The following is a 16991-nucleotide window of genomic DNA, read 5'->3' on the forward strand; positions in this document are numbered from 1 at the left end:
CCGCTCAGTCCGGCGCCCAGTACTTCTGCATGATCTTGTCCAGCTCCTGCACCACCGGCTGCCAGCTGGTCGGCAGCGTGTAGCGGGTGACGCGCTGCTTCTTATGAACAAGCGTGTACTTGATGAAGTCCGCCCCTGCCGGCGGGGCCTCGGACCGGCCCATGACCAGGCCCTTGAGGTACTTCCGCAACGTGCGCTGCTCCTGGGCAGTCAGGCACTTGTCGATGGTCGGCCCGGTACGGCGGCTCAGCCGGACGCAGTAGTTGTCGTAGACGGTTACGCGGTCGTCGAACCCCGCGAACCCGCCTTGCCTGCTGTACTCGAGCAGCACCTTCTTCTTCACGGCCCGCACGGCCGCCGCCTGCGCCGGCGCCATGGACGCCGTCAGCGCCAGCAGAAGCACCGGCAGGAGCACGATTCGCCATATCTTCACCGAATACCTCCGAGGATGCCCCGGCCTTCAGGCCGGGGCAGGAATTGGACTCCTGCGGAGCAGGACAGGAACAGCTGATGCGCCCCCAGGGCGGATCAGCGTCCGGTAGAGTCCTATCCGCGGGTTGCGAGAACCAAGCCTCCCGCGCGTGCTGATCGAGAACCAAGACAGCACATGCGTCTCCAAGCTTGCCGTACCAAACCGGGCAGGTTCCGTCCCGGCTGGTGTTGATGGAGTAAGACCTTGCTGGTCGCTGACCTGCGGGGCTTCCTGAGCCAGGAATCCCCCTGCTTCAGCTGGGGGAGGGTTCAAATCTCCATTGACGTACATGAGCGCCGGAAGGCTCAAGCGCGACACCCCTTTAGCGCACATCCCGGTGAGCCGCGGCGAGCACCAGGAGCTCGGACGCCTGCTGGAAGGCGAGTGACCACGAGCGCCACGGGCAGTGGGATCAGGTGACACTACGGATCGGAGTGCCTGTTTCGCGGTCCGGGAAGCATGCCCGTTTCGGCAGGCAGGTCGGGCTCGGGCTCGAGGTCTGGCGAGCCCTCAACCCGTCCGTGGAGCTGATCGTCGAGGACGACCGCAGCGAACCCGGGACCCTGGACGTCGCGCTTCCCCGGCTGGCGGGGCAGTGCGACCTCCTGCTGGGGCCGTACTCGACGCAGCTCATGCGGCGGGCGGGCGGCATCGGCGCGGCGCTGGGCTGCCTGATCTGGAACCACGGCGGCGCGGGCGACGACGTCCAGACGGCGCACCCCGGACATGTCGTCTCGGTGCTGACGCCGGCGAGCCGGTACGCCGAGCCGTTCATCCGCCACCTCGTGCGGTCCGGCGACCGGAGCCCGCTCCGGATCGTGTACGGCAAGGGCGGCTTCGCCCGGCAGGTGGCGGACGGCGCCGCGCGGGCCGCGAACGAGCAGGGCATCCCGGTGGTCCGCGGCGGCCTGGTGGAGGACTCCTGGAACCTCCTGTGCGCCGGGTCATTCGACGAGGACGTCGAGGCCGTCAAGAAGGCCGGTCGTTCGCGGGTGGTCTGTGCCGTGGCCGCGGGGGTACGGGAGTTCGGCGCGGCCGTCGGCGACCCTCGGGGGATTTACGGCATCGGGCAGTGGTTCCCCGGTCTGGCGGGCGAGGCGGCCGTGGGGATCTCCGAGCGGGACTTCCTCGCCGCGTATCACGACAGGGCCGGGGAGCCGCCGGACTATCCCGCCGTTCAGGCGGTCGCCGCCGCGATCATCGCGATCCACTGCGCCGAACGGGCGGGCGGCACCGGGCGGGCGGAGCTGTGGTCGGTCGCCGCCGGACTGCGGACGGTCACCTTGTTCGGCGACTTCGCGATCGACCCGGGCACCGGCCTGCAAACCGGGCACAGGACGGCGCTCACCAGGTGGGAGAGCGACGGACCCGTCGCCGTGTAGGTGAGATGTCCCCGCCGCCGGAGAAGCCCGGCGGCGGGGGGCGGCGGAGCGCTTCGTTCCGCCCCCTGCTCGCCGCCTCGGCAAGGGCACGTCACACGGAGCCGGGGGTCACGATGGCGATGCCCAGGCACATCTCGTCGCTGGTCCCGTCGCCCCACACCACGTACCGCGGGGGGAGCTTCTGGAGCTGCGGCAGCTGGGCGCGCAGGCCCGCGTCATGCGTGCACGTCACCCGTACGACGTCGCCCTTCTTGACCTTGACGGGCGTGGGCAGGACCCGCAGCGACTGGTCGTCGAAGTCGTAGTTCGGCACGTCCAGGAGTGTCCGGGCCTGCGGGGTGCCGGGGTTGAGCTCGACCTTGATGGAGCGGCCGAGCAGGTGCATGTGCCCCGCCATGGCATGGACGGTCGCGGGGTCTTCGACGGGCATGTCGCAGTGCTGGGTCGGCCCGGGCTTGGTGGGGCCGCAGAACTTGGCGAGCACTGCCGACGTCTCCTTGATCTCGTCGCCGAACCTGGCGCCGACGTCCTCGACCGCGGCGGCCCGGTCGCAGAGCGGTCCGGACTCCTGCGGCGTGCACGGAAGCTCGATCGGGGCCTGGAACAGGGCGGTCTGCAGGGGCTGCAGGGTCTGGTCAGTGAAGCGGAGCCGGATGCCCGAGCGGTCGGTGCCCGGCTTGCCCGCCACGCCCAGCAGGTTGTAGTGGACCTGCATGACGAGCCGGCTGCCCGGCGGCAGCTCGTAGCCGTACTTGGGGTCGAGCAGCGTCTCGCTGGTGCCAGGGGCCCAGTGCGCCACCCATGAGTCCCCGTCGACACCCGAGTCGCCGAAGCACGTCCAGCCCTGGCCGGGCGTGCTGTCGTCGAGCTTGCGCGCCTCGGCGGCGTGCTCGGGGTCGAGCCTGAAGAAGATCGCGTGGTGGACGAGGTCGCGGTTCTGGGGCTGGAACTGGGCGCCGGTCAGGAACACCTTGCTGGTCAGCTTGGGGTCGATGAGGAAGCAGCGGTAGTCGTCCGTGCCGCCGTTGGGCGGGGCCGGCGTGTACGGCTCCGCCATCGTGAGGTCGGCGAACCGTTCGCCGGTCCGCAGCGGGGCCGCGGCCGGGGTGGATCCGGCGGTGTGCCCCGCGTGTCCCCCGTGACCGGCCGGGGCGTGGGTGCTCTGGGCGCCGCACGAGGCGAGCAGGACGACCGCGACGAGTAAGGCGGCCGTCCGGGCGAGTCGATTCATACGTCAACACTCGCGCGCGAGGCCGAGCCGGGGCATCCTTCCTCAGGACGTTTTCCTTCGTCCCCTGGTATGACCCCGGCATCAGACCTGGGTCGATGCGCTGACCTCACGGCGGCGAGGCGGGCAAGGTCGCCTCGACGCGGAAGCCGCCGTCATCCTCCTCGCCGGTCTCCAGGGCGCCCCCGGCCAGTTCCACGCGCTGCCGCAGGTCGAGCAGGCCCATCCCCGGGCCGGTGGCCGCAACCCAGGCGTCCGGCTGGCCAGGGGTGTTGCGGACGGTGACCCGTAACGAACCGGGGAGGTAACGGACCTGCACCCGCACCTCCGCGCCGGGCGCGTGCTTGCGGACGTTGGCGAGGGCCTCCTGCACCAGCAGGTACGCGGTACGCCCCACCTCGCCGGAGACGGGCACCGGCGTCCCGGCCACCACCAGCTCCACCGGCACACCCGCCAGCGCCGACTCCGTGACCAGCGGCCGCAGGTCGGGCAGGGGCAGCCCCAGGTCGAACCCCTCTCCCGTGCCGCGCCGGAGCAGCGCCACCATGTGACGCAGCTCCCCCAGCGCCTCGCACCCGGTCGTGCGCAACTCCTCGGCCACCGCCCTGGCGCGCTCGTCGCCCGACGTCAGGGCCAGGACTCCGGCCTGCAGCACCATCCGGCTCACCCGGTGCGTGACCACGTCGTGCATCTCGCCCGCCAGCCGCTCGCGCTCCACCCGCTCGGCCCGTTCCGCCAGCTCGCGGTGCAGGCGTTCCCTGACGGCGACGTACATGCCGTACAGGGTGGCCAGCGCGATCGCCGTGTCGGTGCGGAGGATCAGGGGGAGCCGGTCGGGGAGCGCCGGCACGGCGAGGGCCAGGACCAGCACCGGCAGCCACCGCTGCACGCCGCGCCGGTGCTCCCCCGCGTACGCCATCGCGCCGTAGGCGGCGAAGGCGCATGTGGGCGGCCAGATCAGCGCCCCCGCCGGGGGCGGCACGTCCGTGATCACGGCCAGCACGAGGAGGGCGATCGCCGTGCCCGCACTGACCCAGGCGACGGTGAGCGGCGCTCTGCGCATCCACAGCACCGGCACCGCCGCCGCCAGCAGGACCACGAGGACCGGACCGGTGTAGCCGGTCGCCAGCGTCAAGCCCCCCGCGACGAGGACCGCGACCGCGTCGATCGGCCGCGGACGGACACCGTCCACCGGCTCATCGTACGATCACCGTTGCCAATCGGCTATGTCTTGGTGATGCGGACGGCGTCGGCGATCACGTAGCCCGTCGTGGAGGTCCAGCGGCTCACCCCGACCACGTTGTACGTGCCCGCCGCCAGCGTGTACGTCCCCAGCGCCCGCCACTGCCCGCCGCCGCTGCGCTGGTCCACGGCGACCGTCTGGTTGCCGCCGGAGGCCGCGACGATGAACGGGGTCGCGCTGTTGTACCCGGAGTTGGCCGGATACCACACCTCCACCCGATAACTCCCGGCGCTCGGAATGGTCGCCTGGTACCAGGCGGGGTCGCTGGCCGAGACCGGATTGGCGAAGCGGTAGTCGGTGCCGTGCAACTGCGTGGAGTAGGTGGAGGTGCCCCAGTTCGTGCTGGCGGCGAAGCCCGCGTCCGCGTTGTCGATCACCACGCTGAAGCCCGGCCCGGTGCCCACTGTCCGGCCCGCGCTGGGCGAGCTCTCCTGGTGGGTCCGGTTGAGCGCGGCGACGTAGTAGGTGTAGGTGCCCGAGGAGGCGCCGGTGTCCGTGAAGGACGTCTGCCGGGTCGTGGCGACCAGGTTCCGGGCGTCGGCGAAGAAGCACGGGTCCGCCGTGGACTGCGACCCGTCCACCCGGTACACCGCGTACGACGTGCCCGAGCCCGTCCACGCGAGCTGGACGCCGTTCGAGCCTTGAACGGCCGAGGTGAGGGCCGGGGCGGACGGCGCGGCCGACGAGCCGCGGGCCGGTAAGAGCGCGGGACGCGTGTAGTGGGTGTTCACCAGCCGGGTGATCGCCCCGATCCGGTCCGCCTTGACGTCCTTCGCGCTGAAGAAGACGTCACCGACCACCTCGGGATGCCGCCGGTTGTCGGTCAGGTGGTCGCTCAGCTCCGCCGGGTCCTGCCAGGCGGCGTCCTGCCCTGAGGCTCCGGCGCGGTAGGCGGCCTGGCCGACCACGAGCTGCACGCCGGTGCCCCGCACCACGTCGGACCACCAGGCGGTGAGCACCTCGTAAGCGGCCGCGGAGAAGCCGATGTGCCAGTAGATCTGGGGCGACAGGTAGTCCACCCAGCCCTGCTTCACCCATTGTCTGCTGTCGGCGTAGATCGCGTCGTACGACTGCAGCCCCGAGGTACGCGAGCCGAGCGGGTCCGTCGCGGCGTTGCGCCAGATGCCGAACGGGCTGATCCCAAACGACACGTGCGGCTTGGCGGCGTGAATGCGCTGGTCGAGCTCGCGAACGAGCAGGTTGACGTTGTTGCGCCGCCAGTCGCCGACGTTGCTGAACGAGCCGCCGTACTGGGCGTACGTGGCGGAGTCTGGGATGGTCTCGCCGCTCACCGGATAGGGGTAGAAGTAGTCGTCGAGGTGCACGCCGTCCACGTCGTACTTGGAGACGGCGTCCATGATCGCGTCCTCGATGAAGTCCCGTACCTCCGGGATGCCGGGGTTGTAGTAGAGCTTCCCGCCGTACGCGAAGCGCCAGCCGGGGTGCTGCCGTGCCGGATGCGTGGACACGAGCTTGCTCGGGTCGTCGTGGTTCGCGATCCGGTACGGGTTGAACCAGGCATGGAACTCCAGGTTGCGGGCGTGCGCCTCGTTGACCATGAAGGCCAGCGGGTCGTACCCGGGGTTCCCGCCCTGGGTGCCGGTCAGCCACTGCGACCACGGCTCGTACGGCGAGGGCCAGAACGCGTCGGCCGTGGGCCTGACCTGCACCACCACGGCGTTCATGCGTTTCTGCACGGCCAGGTCCAGCCAGGCGCGGAACTCCGCCTGCTGCGCCGACGCGCTCAGCCCCGTGCGGCTGGGCCAGTCGATGTTCGCGACCGACGAGATCCACATGGCCCTGAGCTGCCGCTTCGGGGTGGCGGGATCGGTCGCGCAGGCCATGGCGGCGGCTGGGGAGGAGGAAACGGGGGCCACGATGCTGACGAGTGCGGCGGTGAGCGCCGCCAGGACGGTACGCAGGAGCGCGGTCACGAAAGGAAGTTTCAGCGCGATCAGCTGAAAGCGCAATAGTTTTCACAACTTCGGCTGGACCCAAATCTGTGGCGGGCAGGGCGCCGCGCCACGCCCTGCCCGCCGACGGACCCCGGCCGGCGGGAGAGCGTGCGCGCCACGCCCCTCCCCAAAAGGGATCAGGGGCGAAAAGTTTCACTTAACACGGCAGTAATGTCAATTATCGACATTTGTCAGGAGATGTCTTACGGTGCAGCCGTCCCCCTTTACGAGGAGCACTCATGACTCTCGCCCGCACGCGATTAGCAGCCCTCGCTACCTCGATCCTCGCCGTCCTCCTCATCGCCGCAGGCCAGCCCGCTCTGGCGGTGGCCAAGGACAGCCCACTCCAAGCATCGTTCGCCAAGGCGGCGGCCGCGCAGGACGTGCCCCGCGACCTGCTCGTCGCACTCGCCTACGCCGAGACCCACCTCGACGGGCACAAAGGTGAGCCCAGCGCCAGCGGCGGCTACGGCGTCATGCACCTGGTCAGCAACCCGACCTACCACTCGCTCGAGAAGGCCGCCGAGCTCACCAAGCTCCCGGTCGAGAAGCTGAAGGCCGACGACGAGGCGAACATCCTCGGCGGCGCGGCCGTCCTTCGCGCCCAGGCCGACGCGCTGGGCCTCGACGAGACCGCCAGGAAGGACATCGGCCGCTGGTACCAGGCCGTGGCCAAGTACGGCAACGCCTCCTCACCCGAGCTGGCCCGGCTCTACGCCGACGCGGTGTACGAGCAGCTCGGTCTCGGCATCGACACCCGCGGCGTGCAGGTCAAGCCGCAGGAGGTCACCGCCGACCGCGGCGACCTCGCCAACGCCCGCCAGCTGAACGCGCAGGCAGCGGTGGCCAGCCCCGACTACCCGCCGGCGTCCTGGGTGGCCGCCAGCTCCAGCAACTACACCGCCTCCAGCCGCGAGTCGAGCTACGCCATCGACCGGGTGATCATCCACGTCGCCCAGGGCTCGTACGCGGGCACCATCTCCTGGTTCCAGAACCCCAGCGCGCAGGTCTCCGCCCACTACGTGGTCAGGTCCTCCGACGGCGCCATCACCCAGATGGTGCGGGACAAGGACATCGCCTGGCACGCCGGCAACTGGACCTACAACACCAGGTCCATCGGCATCGAGCACGAGGGCTACGTCAACCAGGCCTCGTGGTTCACCGACGCGATGTACCGGGCCTCCGCGGCCCTGACCAAGGCCATCTGCGACAAGTACGGCATCCCGAAGGACCGCAGCCACATCATCGGGCACGTCGAGGTGCCCGGCTCGGACCACACCGACCCGGGTCCGTACTGGAACTGGACCACGTACATGAACTACGTGACCGGTGGCGGCACCCCGACGTGGTCCACGACCGTCGACAACACCACCTCCGGCCAGTTCGCCGCCAGCGCGAACTGGGGCACCTCCACCTACTCCAGCCAGCGCTACGGAGCCGACTACCGCTTCGCCGAACCGGTCGCCGCCAGCGACCCGGCGTGGTACTCGGCCACGATCCCCAGCGCGGGCACGTACCGGGTCGAGGTCTGGTATCCGGACGATGCCGGATACAACAGCTCGGCGCCGTACATCGTGGCGGCGTCGGGCGGCAACCAGACGGTCTACGTCGACCAACGCTCCGGCGGAGGAGCCTGGAAGAGCCTGGGCACCTTCTCGCTCAACGCCGGCACCTACAACGCCGTCGGCGTGAGCCGATGGACCTCGGGCACGGGCCTCGTCATTGCCGACGCGGTCCGCATCAGCCGGGTCTGACAGATTCTGTACGGCCCGCTCCCCGCTCTGCTCGGGAAGCGGGCCGTACTGATCACGCCGCGATGACGAAGCCCGGGGTCAGGCGGTGGCGCCGCCGTCGATCACGTGGTCCTGGCCCACGACGAAGGCGGACTCCGGCGACGACAACCACAGCGCCGCGGCGGCGACCTCCTCCGGCGTGGCGACCCGGCCGATCGGCAGCGCGCCCTTCATGCGCTCGTCCCGCTCCTCCCGGGTCTCGCCGGGGCGCGTCGACATGGGCGAGTCGATCGGACCGGGGCTGACGGCGTTGATCCGCACCCCGTCCGCGATGTGGTCGCGGGCCGCCGTGCGGGTCAGGAAGCTCACCCCGGCCTTCGAGGCGGCGTACGCGGCCGCCCCGGGCAGCCGCCAGTGCGCGCCGAGGTTGGAGGACACGTTGACGATGACACCTCCGCCGTGCGCGCGCATGTGGTCGATCTCGTGCTTCATCGCCAGGAACACGCCCTTGAGGTTCACCGCGAGCACCTGGTCCCAGGTGTCCTCGTCGTAGTCGGCCAGCGGCGCCAGCATGCCGAAGATCCCGGCCGCGTTGAGCGCGACGTGGAGCCCGCCGTAGCGGGAGACCGCGGCCTCGACCATGGCGGCGACCTCGGCCGAGCGGGTGACGTCCAGGGCGAACGCGCTCGCCCGCCCGCCCTCTTCCTCGATCAGCTTCACTACCTCGGCCAGCCGGGCGGCGTCGCGCCCGGCGGCCAGCACCGCCGCGCCCTCGCGCGCGTACGCCAGCGCGGCGGCGCGGCCCAGGACGCCGCTCGCGCCGGTGACCAGAGCGACTTTGCCTTCGAAACGGCTCATTTATTCCATACCAATCGTTCTCAAATTTGGACGGCGACCATGGCCTGGTCGACCGCGTCGCGCAGGCGGCGCGGATCGGGGTCGGCCCGGCCGAGCACCCTGATGCCCTGCAGCAGCACGAGCAGGAACCTGGCCAGCGCGTACGGGTCCTTCCCCGCCGGGATCTCGCCCTGGGCCCGTGCCCTGACCAGGGCGGCGGCCAGCACGGTCTCCAGCCCCGCCCAGCTCTCCGTCACCTTGCGGGACACGGCGGCGTCGCGCGAGGCGAACTCCACCGCCGTGTTCACCACCATGCAGCCCCGCCGCAGCTCGTCGGCCAGGCACTCCGCGACGTACGAGTCGAGGAAGCCCCGGACGGCGGGCAGCGCGGGCCCCGGCTGGGACAGCCGCTCGACCACGTTGTGCTGCTCCAGGTAGCGCTCCAGCGCCCTCAGGTAGAGCTCGCGCTTGCCGCCGAAGGTCCCGTAGATGCTCGCCCGCGCGATCCCGAGGTGCTCCACGAGGTCCGCCATCGACGTGGCCTCGTATCCGCGCTCCCAGAACAGCTCGAGCGCCTTCTGCAACGCGACCTCGGGATCGAACTCCTTGCTCCTCGCCACGACGCCGAAGCTAGCACATTCAAGAACGATCGGTCCAATTATCTAGGTGTCAGCACCCATCGCCAAGCGCCGTCCTTGTTGGAGTCACGGTTGGCGGCGAGCTGGGTCGTCCGCCGACCGTCCACGCTCACCAGGACCAGCCCGTTGTCGAACTCGTTCTCGCACGCCCCGGCGCAGCCCAGCGCGATGACGTTGTCGTCGTCCGCCCAGGCGTGCAGCTGCAGCACCTTCTGCCCTCCGACGGGATCGGCTGGCACGTCGCGACTCAGGACCAGGCGGCCGTTCGGCGAGGTCGCCGAGATGCCCGTGTAGTCCACGTACCGGTCCCCCTGAGGCGTCTCGCGCGGCTGACCGTCGAGGCTGTAGAAGACGCGGTCCGGCATGGTGCTGCTGGGTGCCCAGAGCATCGTGCCGTCCAGGCTCCAGCCGAGGTCCTGGCGGGCGTTGCCGTTGAAGGGGTTGGCGTCGGTGTGTATCCCGTCGGCCATCGGCGGCAGCTGGTGATAGTCGGCCGTACCCGCCTCGACGTCGACGATGTAGTAGCCGGTACGCGGGCTGTTCCCGTCCGCACGGCGGTCGTCCACGATACCCGGGTAGCTGGAGTAGGCGGTGGCCAGGACCTTGGTGCCGTCGGGCGACCACGAGACCGACCCCACCGGGTGCTCCAGGTCGATCCACTTCAGGATCTGCCGGGTGTTCATGTCGAGGATGCCCAGCCTCCTGCTGATTCCGTCCCCGTCGAGCACGGCGGCCACCTGCAGGCCGGGCGCCACGTCCACCCACGCCCACGAGGTCTCCTCGTAGCCGTCGGTGCGCGGGTCGTACAGCGACCACTTGTACGTGATCCGCTGCTCGTGGTCCGAGATCTTCTCCTGCTTGTTCGTGTAGTAGGCGGACACGGCCATGCGGCCCGCGGCAATCAGCTTGGTCGGCGGGCTGTGCTCCGTGTCGGTCCGCACGTCGGTCGGCGCGGGCGACGGGCGGGCGGGCAGAGTGATGCCGTTGGCCGGGCGTACGGTGTCCGGCGCGTTACGTACGTCCCTCGGGCCCACGGCGAACACGGCGATCGCCGCCACCAGCCCCACGGCCAGCACCACCATGCCCGCGGGCCGCCAGGCGCGCCTCCGCAGCGCCCGGTCGGCCAGGTCGTGCGGCACCCTGGTCTCGTCGGCCCACTCCCGCAGCGTGTCGCGAAGCAGCTGCGTCACTTGGCCTCCTTCGTCGGCCCTGTGACGAGCGTGCTGCGTCTAATCGTTCCCTCGCTTCGCTCGCTCACGCGACCACCTCCAGTTCCTGGGCCAGCTCGGGGGCGATCTCGCGCAGGCGGGCCAGCGACCTGTGCGCCGTGCTCCTGACCGTGCCGACGGAGCAGCCCAGCGTCCGCGCGACCTCCTGCTCGGGCAGATCCTCGAAGTACCTCAGCACCAGCACCGCGCGCTGCCGTGCGGTGAGCCTGGCCAGCGCCGTCCGCAGCACCATGCGCAGCTCGCTCTGGTGGTTGAGGTCCCGGTCCGCCAGCTCGGGCGGCGTCGCCTGCACCACCTCGCCGCGCCGTCTGCTCGCCCGCCACCAGCTGATCTGCTGGCGGTACATGATCTGCTTGGCGTACGCCTCGGGCGTCTCCACCTGCCGCCACCGGCTCGCCAGCTTCGCCAGCGCACTCTGCACCAGGTCCTCGGCCGCGTGCTGGTCACCACCGGTGAGCAGGAACCCGAGCCGCATCAGGGCGGGAGAGCGCGCAGAGACGAACTCGCGGAAACGTTGCTCGTCCGCGGCGTCCACGATCACCTCCGGGGGATTGATGTCACCCTCTCAGACGCCCGCGTACGCCCCCGCTATGCGTCAAGCAGATCGCGGACTTGCTCCATCACCCTGTCCACCGAGACGTCGGTCACCCACGACAGGTCGTGCGGGCAGCGCTCGGCACGCGGGTCCATGCCGTCGGCGCCGCAGACCGGGCAGGCCGTCGTCCATGAGACCAGCGGCCGGTGCCTGGCCCTGCTGAGCGGCCCGAAGTTGATCAGATTGCCGCACCAGTAGACGGCGACCGTGGCCGTGCCGACGGCGGCGGCCAGGTGGCGCGGGCCCGTGTCGTTGGCGATCACCAGGTCGCACCGCTCGTAGAGCGCGGCCAGGCCGCCGATGCCGAGCGCGCCCACGACGGGGACCGCGGGCCGGCGCATCGCGTCGACCACGCCCATCACCAGGTCCTTCTCCTCCGGAGCGCCCGTGACGGCGATGGGGCGGTCGATCCCGTCGGCCACCTCGGCGAAGCGCTCCACCGGCCAGCGCCGCCGCGGGTCTCTGGCGCCCGGGTGCAGGGCCACCAGCCCCCGTGGCGGCTCGCCGAGCGCCAGAGCCAGCTCCGCCCGGTCGTCCCCGGTCACGGCCACCCGCGCCTCCAGGCCGCCCGCGACCGCGCCGACCAGCGCGGCGACCTGGAGAAAGCGCAGGGTCTCGTGGTGGTAGTCCGTGTACGGCACCCAGCGGTCCAGGCTCTCCGCCCCGGGAGCGCGCATTCCCGCGGTCACCCTGGCGCCCAGCCCGCGGATGAACGGGTTGGAGTAGCGGCCGCCGCCGTGGATCTGCACCGCCAGGTCGAACCGGCGCGCCCGCAGTCCCGCGCACAGTTCCTCCGGCGCCGGGTGCCCGCCGGCCTGCGTCGACACGCCGGAGATCGGCGGCAGCGCCACCACGTCGTCCACCGGCCCCGGGCGGCCCCCGAGGAACTCCGCGTGCCATGAGACGCCGAGCAGCGTCAGGCGGGCGCCTGGGTAGGCGTGCTTGAGTGCCGTCAGGGCGGGGACGGCCAGCAGGTAGTCGCCGAGCGCGTTGGCCCGTAGCACGGCGATCCGCTCCACCCCGTCGACCAGCCCGGATGTGCTTCCCATGGCCGCCCGTGCTACCCAGCGAGTTCACGCGTTTAACCTGCGCCTTCTCCGGTATTCGCTCCTCATGGGCACAGAGAGCACCATCAGCGCCGTGGTCGTCGGCGACGTCATGCTCGACTCCTGGTTGCGCTGCTCGGCCAAGCGCCTGGCGCAGGAGGCGCCCGTGCCCGTGATGAGCCTGGAGGCCACCGAGGAGGCCCCCGGCGGGGCCGCCAACACCGCCGCCAACCTCGTGGCGCTCGGCGCCCGCGTACGGCTCCTGGGCGCCGTGGGGGACGACGCCTGCGGGGACAAGCTCGTACAGTCGCTCCACCTGCTCGGCGTCGAGACGGACCTGGTGACCGTGCCGGGCCGGCGTACCGCGCACAAGCGGCGGCTGGTCAGCGGCGGCCAGCTCACCGCCCGCTACGACGAGGAGGACCTCGACGTGCTCTGCGAGCAGGCCGAGCGGGAGCTGCTCGGCCGGCTGGGCGAGGCCGTGCGCGGTGCCGACGTGGTGGTCGCGTGCGACTACGGCGGCGGCGTGTTCACCCCGGCCGTGCGCCGGGCGCTCGCCGGGTTCGCCCTGCTGGTGGTGGACGCGCACGCGGTCGCGCCGTGGGGCGAATGCGCTCCCGCCGCCGTCCTGCCGAACTATGCCGAGGTCGTACGCCTGCTGGGCGACGCGGACGAGCCGGCCGACCGCCTGGCGTACCTGTCGGCCCGCTCCGACCGGCTCATGGAGCTGACCCGCGCCGGGATCGTGGTGACCACGCTGGACGGCGAGGGCACGCTGCTGCACAGGAGGGGCCGCCCGCCGTACCGCACCTATGCCCGGCCCGCGCCCCAGCACATGGCCACGGGGGCGGGTGACACCTACACGGCCGCGTTCGCGCTCTGGCTGGCCGGCGGCGCGTCGCCGGAGGAGGCCGCGGAGGCGGGCCAGGCGGCGGCCGGCGTCGTCGTACGCCGCCAGGGGACGGCCGTCTGCACCCGGTACGAGCTGCTGCGCGCCCTGCGCCGCCACGAGGGCACGGTCCAGACGGCCGAGCGCCTGGCCCAGCTCCTGGACGAGCACCGGCGCAGGGGCGAGCGGGTGGTGTTCACCAACGGCTGCTTCGACGTGCTGCACCGGGGGCACGTGACGTACCTGGAGCAGGCGGGCCGGCTGGGCGACGTGCTGGTGGTGGCGGTGAACAGCGACGCCAGCGTGGCCAGGCTGAAGGGGCCGGGCCGCCCGGTCAATCCGTGCGAGGACCGCATGTCCGTGCTGGCGGCGCTGAACGACGTGGACTACGTGACGGAGTTCGACGAGGACACGCCCGAACGGCTGCTCAGGATGATCCGCCCGGAGCTCTATGTGAAGGGCGGCGACTACACCGCGGAGATGCTGGCCGAGGCGCCGCTGGTCCGCGCGCTGGGCGGCGAGGTGCGGGTGCTCGGCTACCTGCCCGACCACTCGACCACGGCCATCATCGGCCGCATGCGCTCGCTTCCCTGAGGCGGCCGGGGCTCAGCGGGTTCGGCACGGGCACGCTCCGCATGTCCCCGCCCGGGGCGTCCAGCCAGCGCAGCAGGAGGTTGGCCTTGGCCGGAACGTGCGTGGCGGACAGCAGGTCACGCAGCTCGTCCGGATCGCCGTGGTCCTCGCCGCAGGCGGCGAACACCGCCCTGGCCCGCGCCCACAGCTCTCCCCGCAGTCCCGGATGGCGCTCCGCGAGGGCCTCCGCGATCTCGCGGAGGTTGTTGGTGACCAGGCAGTACACCAGCCGTTCCCACGCCCGCGAGCCGTCCATGCCCGGCAGCAGCGGGTGCCGCTCCGCGAGCACCTTGACGCCCTCGTGGTCGCGGAAGACCGCCTGGGCCGGGCTGCCGTGCCCGTCCACCGCGATCAGCACGTTCTGCAGGTGGCATTCGAGCACGATCCCGTGGCGGAAGTAGGCGTGCAGGGCCGGGGGCACCACGTGGCCGAGGTAGCGCCCCCACCACGCGAGCGCCTCGTCCTCGCCCAGCCCGTCGATCGGGTTGCCGGGGAAGCCCTCGCTGATCCCCGCCGCCAGCAGCGCCGTCAGCCCCGGGCGCAGGTGCTCGCGCAGCCCGTCGCGGACGATGACCGCCAGCGCCTCCCCACCGTCCCGGCCCAGCTCCGCGCTGCGGTAGCCGCGGTCGCGCAGTACGGCGGGGCGCGGGACGTGCTCCGGCAGGTCGTCGAACGCGCGCCCGACCAGGTCGGCGGTCGCGGCCAGCTTCTTCAGGTCGTGCAGCCACAGCCGCCGGATGTCGTTCGTGATCCGCACGTCCAGGCTGAACTTGCAGAACAGGTCGAGCTCCGGCAGGTACACCGTACGAATCGACGAGGTCGGCCACGCCACCACCTGCGTGACGCCCAGGCGCCGCAGCGGCGGGCCGCCCAGCAGCTCCACCTGCCAGGGATGCGCGGGCAGCAGGGCCAGGCCGTCGCCCGGCGGCGGGCCGAGCCGGTCGAGCGCGCTCGCGTCCCCGTCCTCCACCAGCTGCTCCGCGGGCACGCCGAGCAGCGGCAGCGCGAAGCTCGCGTGCGCCTCCGGCGAGTACGGGAGCCAGGCTCCAGGGTCCGAGCCACCGCGGGCCTTGGGCGCGGGGTGGTAGCGGTGGCCCGCGACGAGGGCCTGCTCGGAGCGCAGGTACGGGTCCGCGGGCGGCGGCGCGGTCTGCCTGGCGGCCAGCAGGGCGGCCATGACGTCCCGGCTGTGCGCGATCTCCGCGGGCAGCGCGTCGTTGGCGACCCCCGTGCCGGCGCGCAGCTCGGCGGCCGTCAACGCGACCAGGTCGTCCAGCGACAGCGGGCACCAGCCGTCCGGCGTGTGGAGCGCGGGCCTGCCGGGGAACCGCCCGTCGTCGGCACGCAGGACGTGTCCGGTGGCGGGCAGCAGGAAGGCGCCGTCCCACGCGGGACGGGCCACTTCGCGCATCAGGCAGTTGAGCAGTGCCGTCATCGCGAGGGATGAGGCGTCTCTCCGTGCCTCTCGCAAGAGAGCGAGAAGGCCGTCGGTAGCTGTCATGGCGACCTTATCCATACCCTTTGTCACCATTGATGCCAACATGCGTAGCTTTCCGGGTAATAGTGGGAAATATGAGGCGTTCGGAGGCGGAATTCGCGGCCGACCTGGCCCTCGTGCGCCCCGAGCTGTCCGCCGCGTACATGGCGGCACTCCCGGACGCACGCGCCGCCGTCCTGGGCCGCCTCTGGCGCAGCCTCCTGTACGAGCCGCTCCCCGGCCTGGTGAGCCCCGTGGGCTCCGAGTGCCGCCCGGCCGCCCTGGTGCAGGTCGCGCTGGCGGACGGGCGCAGTCTCATGGGCCGGGCACGCGAGCCGTACGACCTCTGGGGCGAGCCCGCGCTCTGGCTGAACGGCCACCCGTACACGCACCCGGCCGAGCTGCTCGCCGCCCTCGGCCTGCCGGGGGCGGGCCCGCTGGTCGAGGACCTGGACAACAGCGTGGCCTCGCTGGCGCTGTCCCGCGCGGAACCGGCCCGCACCCCGACCACCTCCGAGGAGCACGAGCAGAGCGTGGTGGACGGCCATCCCTACCACCCGGGCTGCCGCAGCCGTCCGGGCATCTCCGTGGCCGAGCAGCTCGCGTACATGCCGGAGCACCGGCCGGTCGTCCACCTGGACCTGCTCGCGGTCCCCGCCGCGGACTGCCTCGTCTCGGGCCCGTGGCCGGACTCCCTCAAGGACGACGACCGGCTCCTGCTCCCCGTGCATCCCTGGCAGAGCGCCCACGTCCTGCCCGGCCTCGGCCTGCGGCCGCACGTCGCCGGAGCCGTCCCGGCCCGCCCGCTCATGTCCGTGCGCACCCTCGCCCCTCTCGACGGCGGCCCGCACGTCAAGACCGCCTTCAGCACCCGGATGACCTCCGGTGTCAGGGACATCTCGCCCGGCTCGGTCCGCGACTGCGTCAACCTGTCACACCTGCTCACCACCCTGTCCGCCCGGCAGGGCGGGCGGCCACGCATCGCCCGCTACCTGGCCGGGGCCGCCGCGAAGGTGAAGGGCGAGCACAGCCCCGACCTGGCGGCCATGCTGCGCGAGCCGACGGGGTCCGCCATCCCCGTCGCGGCGGTCACCCCTGCAATGGTCGGTGACCCGGTGGCTTGGCTGGCCGCGTTCGCCCGGCTGGCCTGGCGGGACGCCCTGGGCATGCTGGCGCTCGGCGTGGCGCTCGAGGCGCACGGCCAGAACCTGCTGGTCGAGCTCGACCGGGACGGCATGCCGTACCGGCTGGTCTACCGCGACCTGGCCGACGTCCGGATCAGCCCCGCCAGGCTGGCCCGCAACGGCATCGAGCTCCCGCCGGTCAGCGCCAGGCTGCTCACCGACGACCCCGGGATCCTGCACGCCAAGCTCTTCGGCGGGCTCGTCGGGACCACGTTCGGCAGCCTGATCGCGCTCTTCTGCCGGGGCGACCGGGCCGCCGAGTCCCGCCTCTGGGACGTCGTGGCCGCCGCGGCCCGCGACGCCTTCGACGAGCTGACCCGCGCTGAGGACCGCGAGGCGCTGTTCGGGACGCACCTCACGGTCAAGGCCCACCTGCTCGCCCGCTTGGCGGGGGCACCACCCGGCGACAGCTGGACCACGCTGCGCAACCCCCTCGCCGCCTGATCGCGG

The 16991-nt window shown here is 71.8% G+C and carries 14 protein-coding genes; 4 read left to right on the forward strand and 10 right to left on the reverse strand.

What is annotated here, in order from left to right; translation table 11 throughout:
• Positions 1-4 precede the first annotated feature (4 nt).
• On the reverse strand, positions 5-433 hold the full coding sequence (locus tag ABN273_RS04705; protein ID WP_349447380.1) for a hypothetical protein: 429 nt from the start codon (positions 431-433) through the stop codon (positions 5-7).
• Positions 434-906: 473 nt separating this feature from the next.
• Between ABN273_RS04705 and ABN273_RS04710 the strand changes: the two genes are divergently transcribed.
• A complete protein-coding gene (locus tag ABN273_RS04710; protein WP_349447381.1) occupies positions 907-1854 on the forward strand; it encodes an ABC transporter substrate-binding protein in 948 nt (315 codons plus the stop codon).
• A 91-nt stretch (positions 1855-1945) separates the two neighbouring features.
• Here the strand turns inward: ABN273_RS04710 and ABN273_RS04715 are convergent, their stop codons facing one another.
• The 3 genes from ABN273_RS04715 to ABN273_RS04725 all read right to left on the reverse strand — a co-directional run bounded on the left by ABN273_RS04715 (position 1946) and on the right by ABN273_RS04725 (position 6259).
• Positions 1946-3085: a monooxygenase gene (locus ABN273_RS04715; RefSeq protein WP_349447382.1), complete on the reverse strand. Its 1140-nt coding sequence runs from the start codon at positions 3083-3085 to the stop codon at positions 1946-1948.
• Positions 3086-3191: 106 nt separating this feature from the next.
• The gene (locus ABN273_RS04720; RefSeq protein ID WP_349447383.1) at positions 3192-4274 is read right to left on the reverse strand and encodes a sensor histidine kinase; all 1083 of its coding nucleotides are present in this window, start codon (positions 4272-4274) and stop codon (positions 3192-3194) included.
• Positions 4275-4306: 32 nt separating this feature from the next.
• On the reverse strand, positions 4307-6259 hold the full coding sequence (locus ABN273_RS04725) for a family 10 glycosylhydrolase (RefSeq protein WP_349447384.1): 1953 nt from the start codon (positions 6257-6259) through the stop codon (positions 4307-4309).
• A 260-nt stretch (positions 6260-6519) separates the two neighbouring features.
• Between ABN273_RS04725 and ABN273_RS04730 the strand changes: the two genes are divergently transcribed.
• Positions 6520-8034 carry a golvesin C-terminal-like domain-containing protein gene (locus ABN273_RS04730; RefSeq protein ID WP_349447385.1) on the forward strand — a complete coding sequence of 505 codons (1515 nt, stop codon included), beginning with the start codon at positions 6520-6522 and terminating at the stop codon, positions 8032-8034.
• A 78-nt stretch (positions 8035-8112) separates the two neighbouring features.
• Here ABN273_RS04730 and ABN273_RS04735 read toward each other — a convergent pair whose 3' ends face one another.
• From ABN273_RS04735 to ABN273_RS04755, 5 genes are all read right to left on the reverse strand, one after another.
• A complete protein-coding gene (locus ABN273_RS04735) occupies positions 8113-8871 on the reverse strand; it encodes an SDR family NAD(P)-dependent oxidoreductase (RefSeq protein ID WP_349447386.1) in 759 nt (252 codons plus the stop codon).
• A gap of 20 nt (positions 8872-8891) precedes the next feature.
• Complete coding sequence (locus ABN273_RS04740) at positions 8892-9470, reverse strand: TetR/AcrR family transcriptional regulator (RefSeq protein WP_349447387.1); 579 nt, start codon at positions 9468-9470, stop codon at positions 8892-8894.
• Between the two features lie 38 nt (positions 9471-9508).
• Positions 9509-10678 (reverse strand): hypothetical protein, encoded by a 1170-nt coding sequence (locus ABN273_RS04745; RefSeq protein ID WP_349447388.1) that lies wholly within the window; start codon positions 10676-10678, stop codon positions 9509-9511.
• A 64-nt stretch (positions 10679-10742) separates the two neighbouring features.
• The gene (locus ABN273_RS04750) at positions 10743-11252 is read right to left on the reverse strand and encodes a SigE family RNA polymerase sigma factor (protein WP_349447389.1); all 510 of its coding nucleotides are present in this window, start codon (positions 11250-11252) and stop codon (positions 10743-10745) included.
• A 53-nt stretch (positions 11253-11305) separates the two neighbouring features.
• Positions 11306-12361 carry a glycosyltransferase family 9 protein gene (locus tag ABN273_RS04755; RefSeq protein WP_349447390.1) on the reverse strand — a complete coding sequence of 352 codons (1056 nt, stop codon included), beginning with the start codon at positions 12359-12361 and terminating at the stop codon, positions 11306-11308.
• Between the two features lie 64 nt (positions 12362-12425).
• Here ABN273_RS04755 and rfaE2 point away from each other — a divergent pair, with 64 nt between their 5' ends.
• Positions 12426-13841: a D-glycero-beta-D-manno-heptose 1-phosphate adenylyltransferase gene (rfaE2, locus tag ABN273_RS04760; protein ID WP_349447391.1), complete on the forward strand. Its 1416-nt coding sequence runs from the start codon at positions 12426-12428 to the stop codon at positions 13839-13841.
• On the opposite strand, the gene ABN273_RS04765 is transcribed toward rfaE2, so the two are convergent.
• Positions 13813-15315, reverse strand: coding sequence for an IucA/IucC family C-terminal-domain containing protein (locus ABN273_RS04765; protein ID WP_349447392.1), 1503 nt, complete (start codon positions 15313-15315; stop codon positions 13813-13815). The two genes, rfaE2 and ABN273_RS04765, sit on opposite strands and share 29 nt — an antisense overlap.
• A 137-nt stretch (positions 15316-15452) precedes the next feature.
• Here ABN273_RS04765 and ABN273_RS04770 point away from each other — a divergent pair, with 137 nt between their 5' ends.
• The gene (locus ABN273_RS04770) at positions 15453-16985 is read left to right on the forward strand and encodes an IucA/IucC family protein (RefSeq protein ID WP_349447393.1); all 1533 of its coding nucleotides are present in this window, start codon (positions 15453-15455) and stop codon (positions 16983-16985) included.
• Positions 16986-16991: the final 6 nt, after the last annotated feature.

Source organism: Nonomuraea sp. B19D2, from assembly GCF_040137845.1.
Classification (GTDB): Bacteria; Actinomycetota; Actinomycetes; order Streptosporangiales; family Streptosporangiaceae; genus Nonomuraea.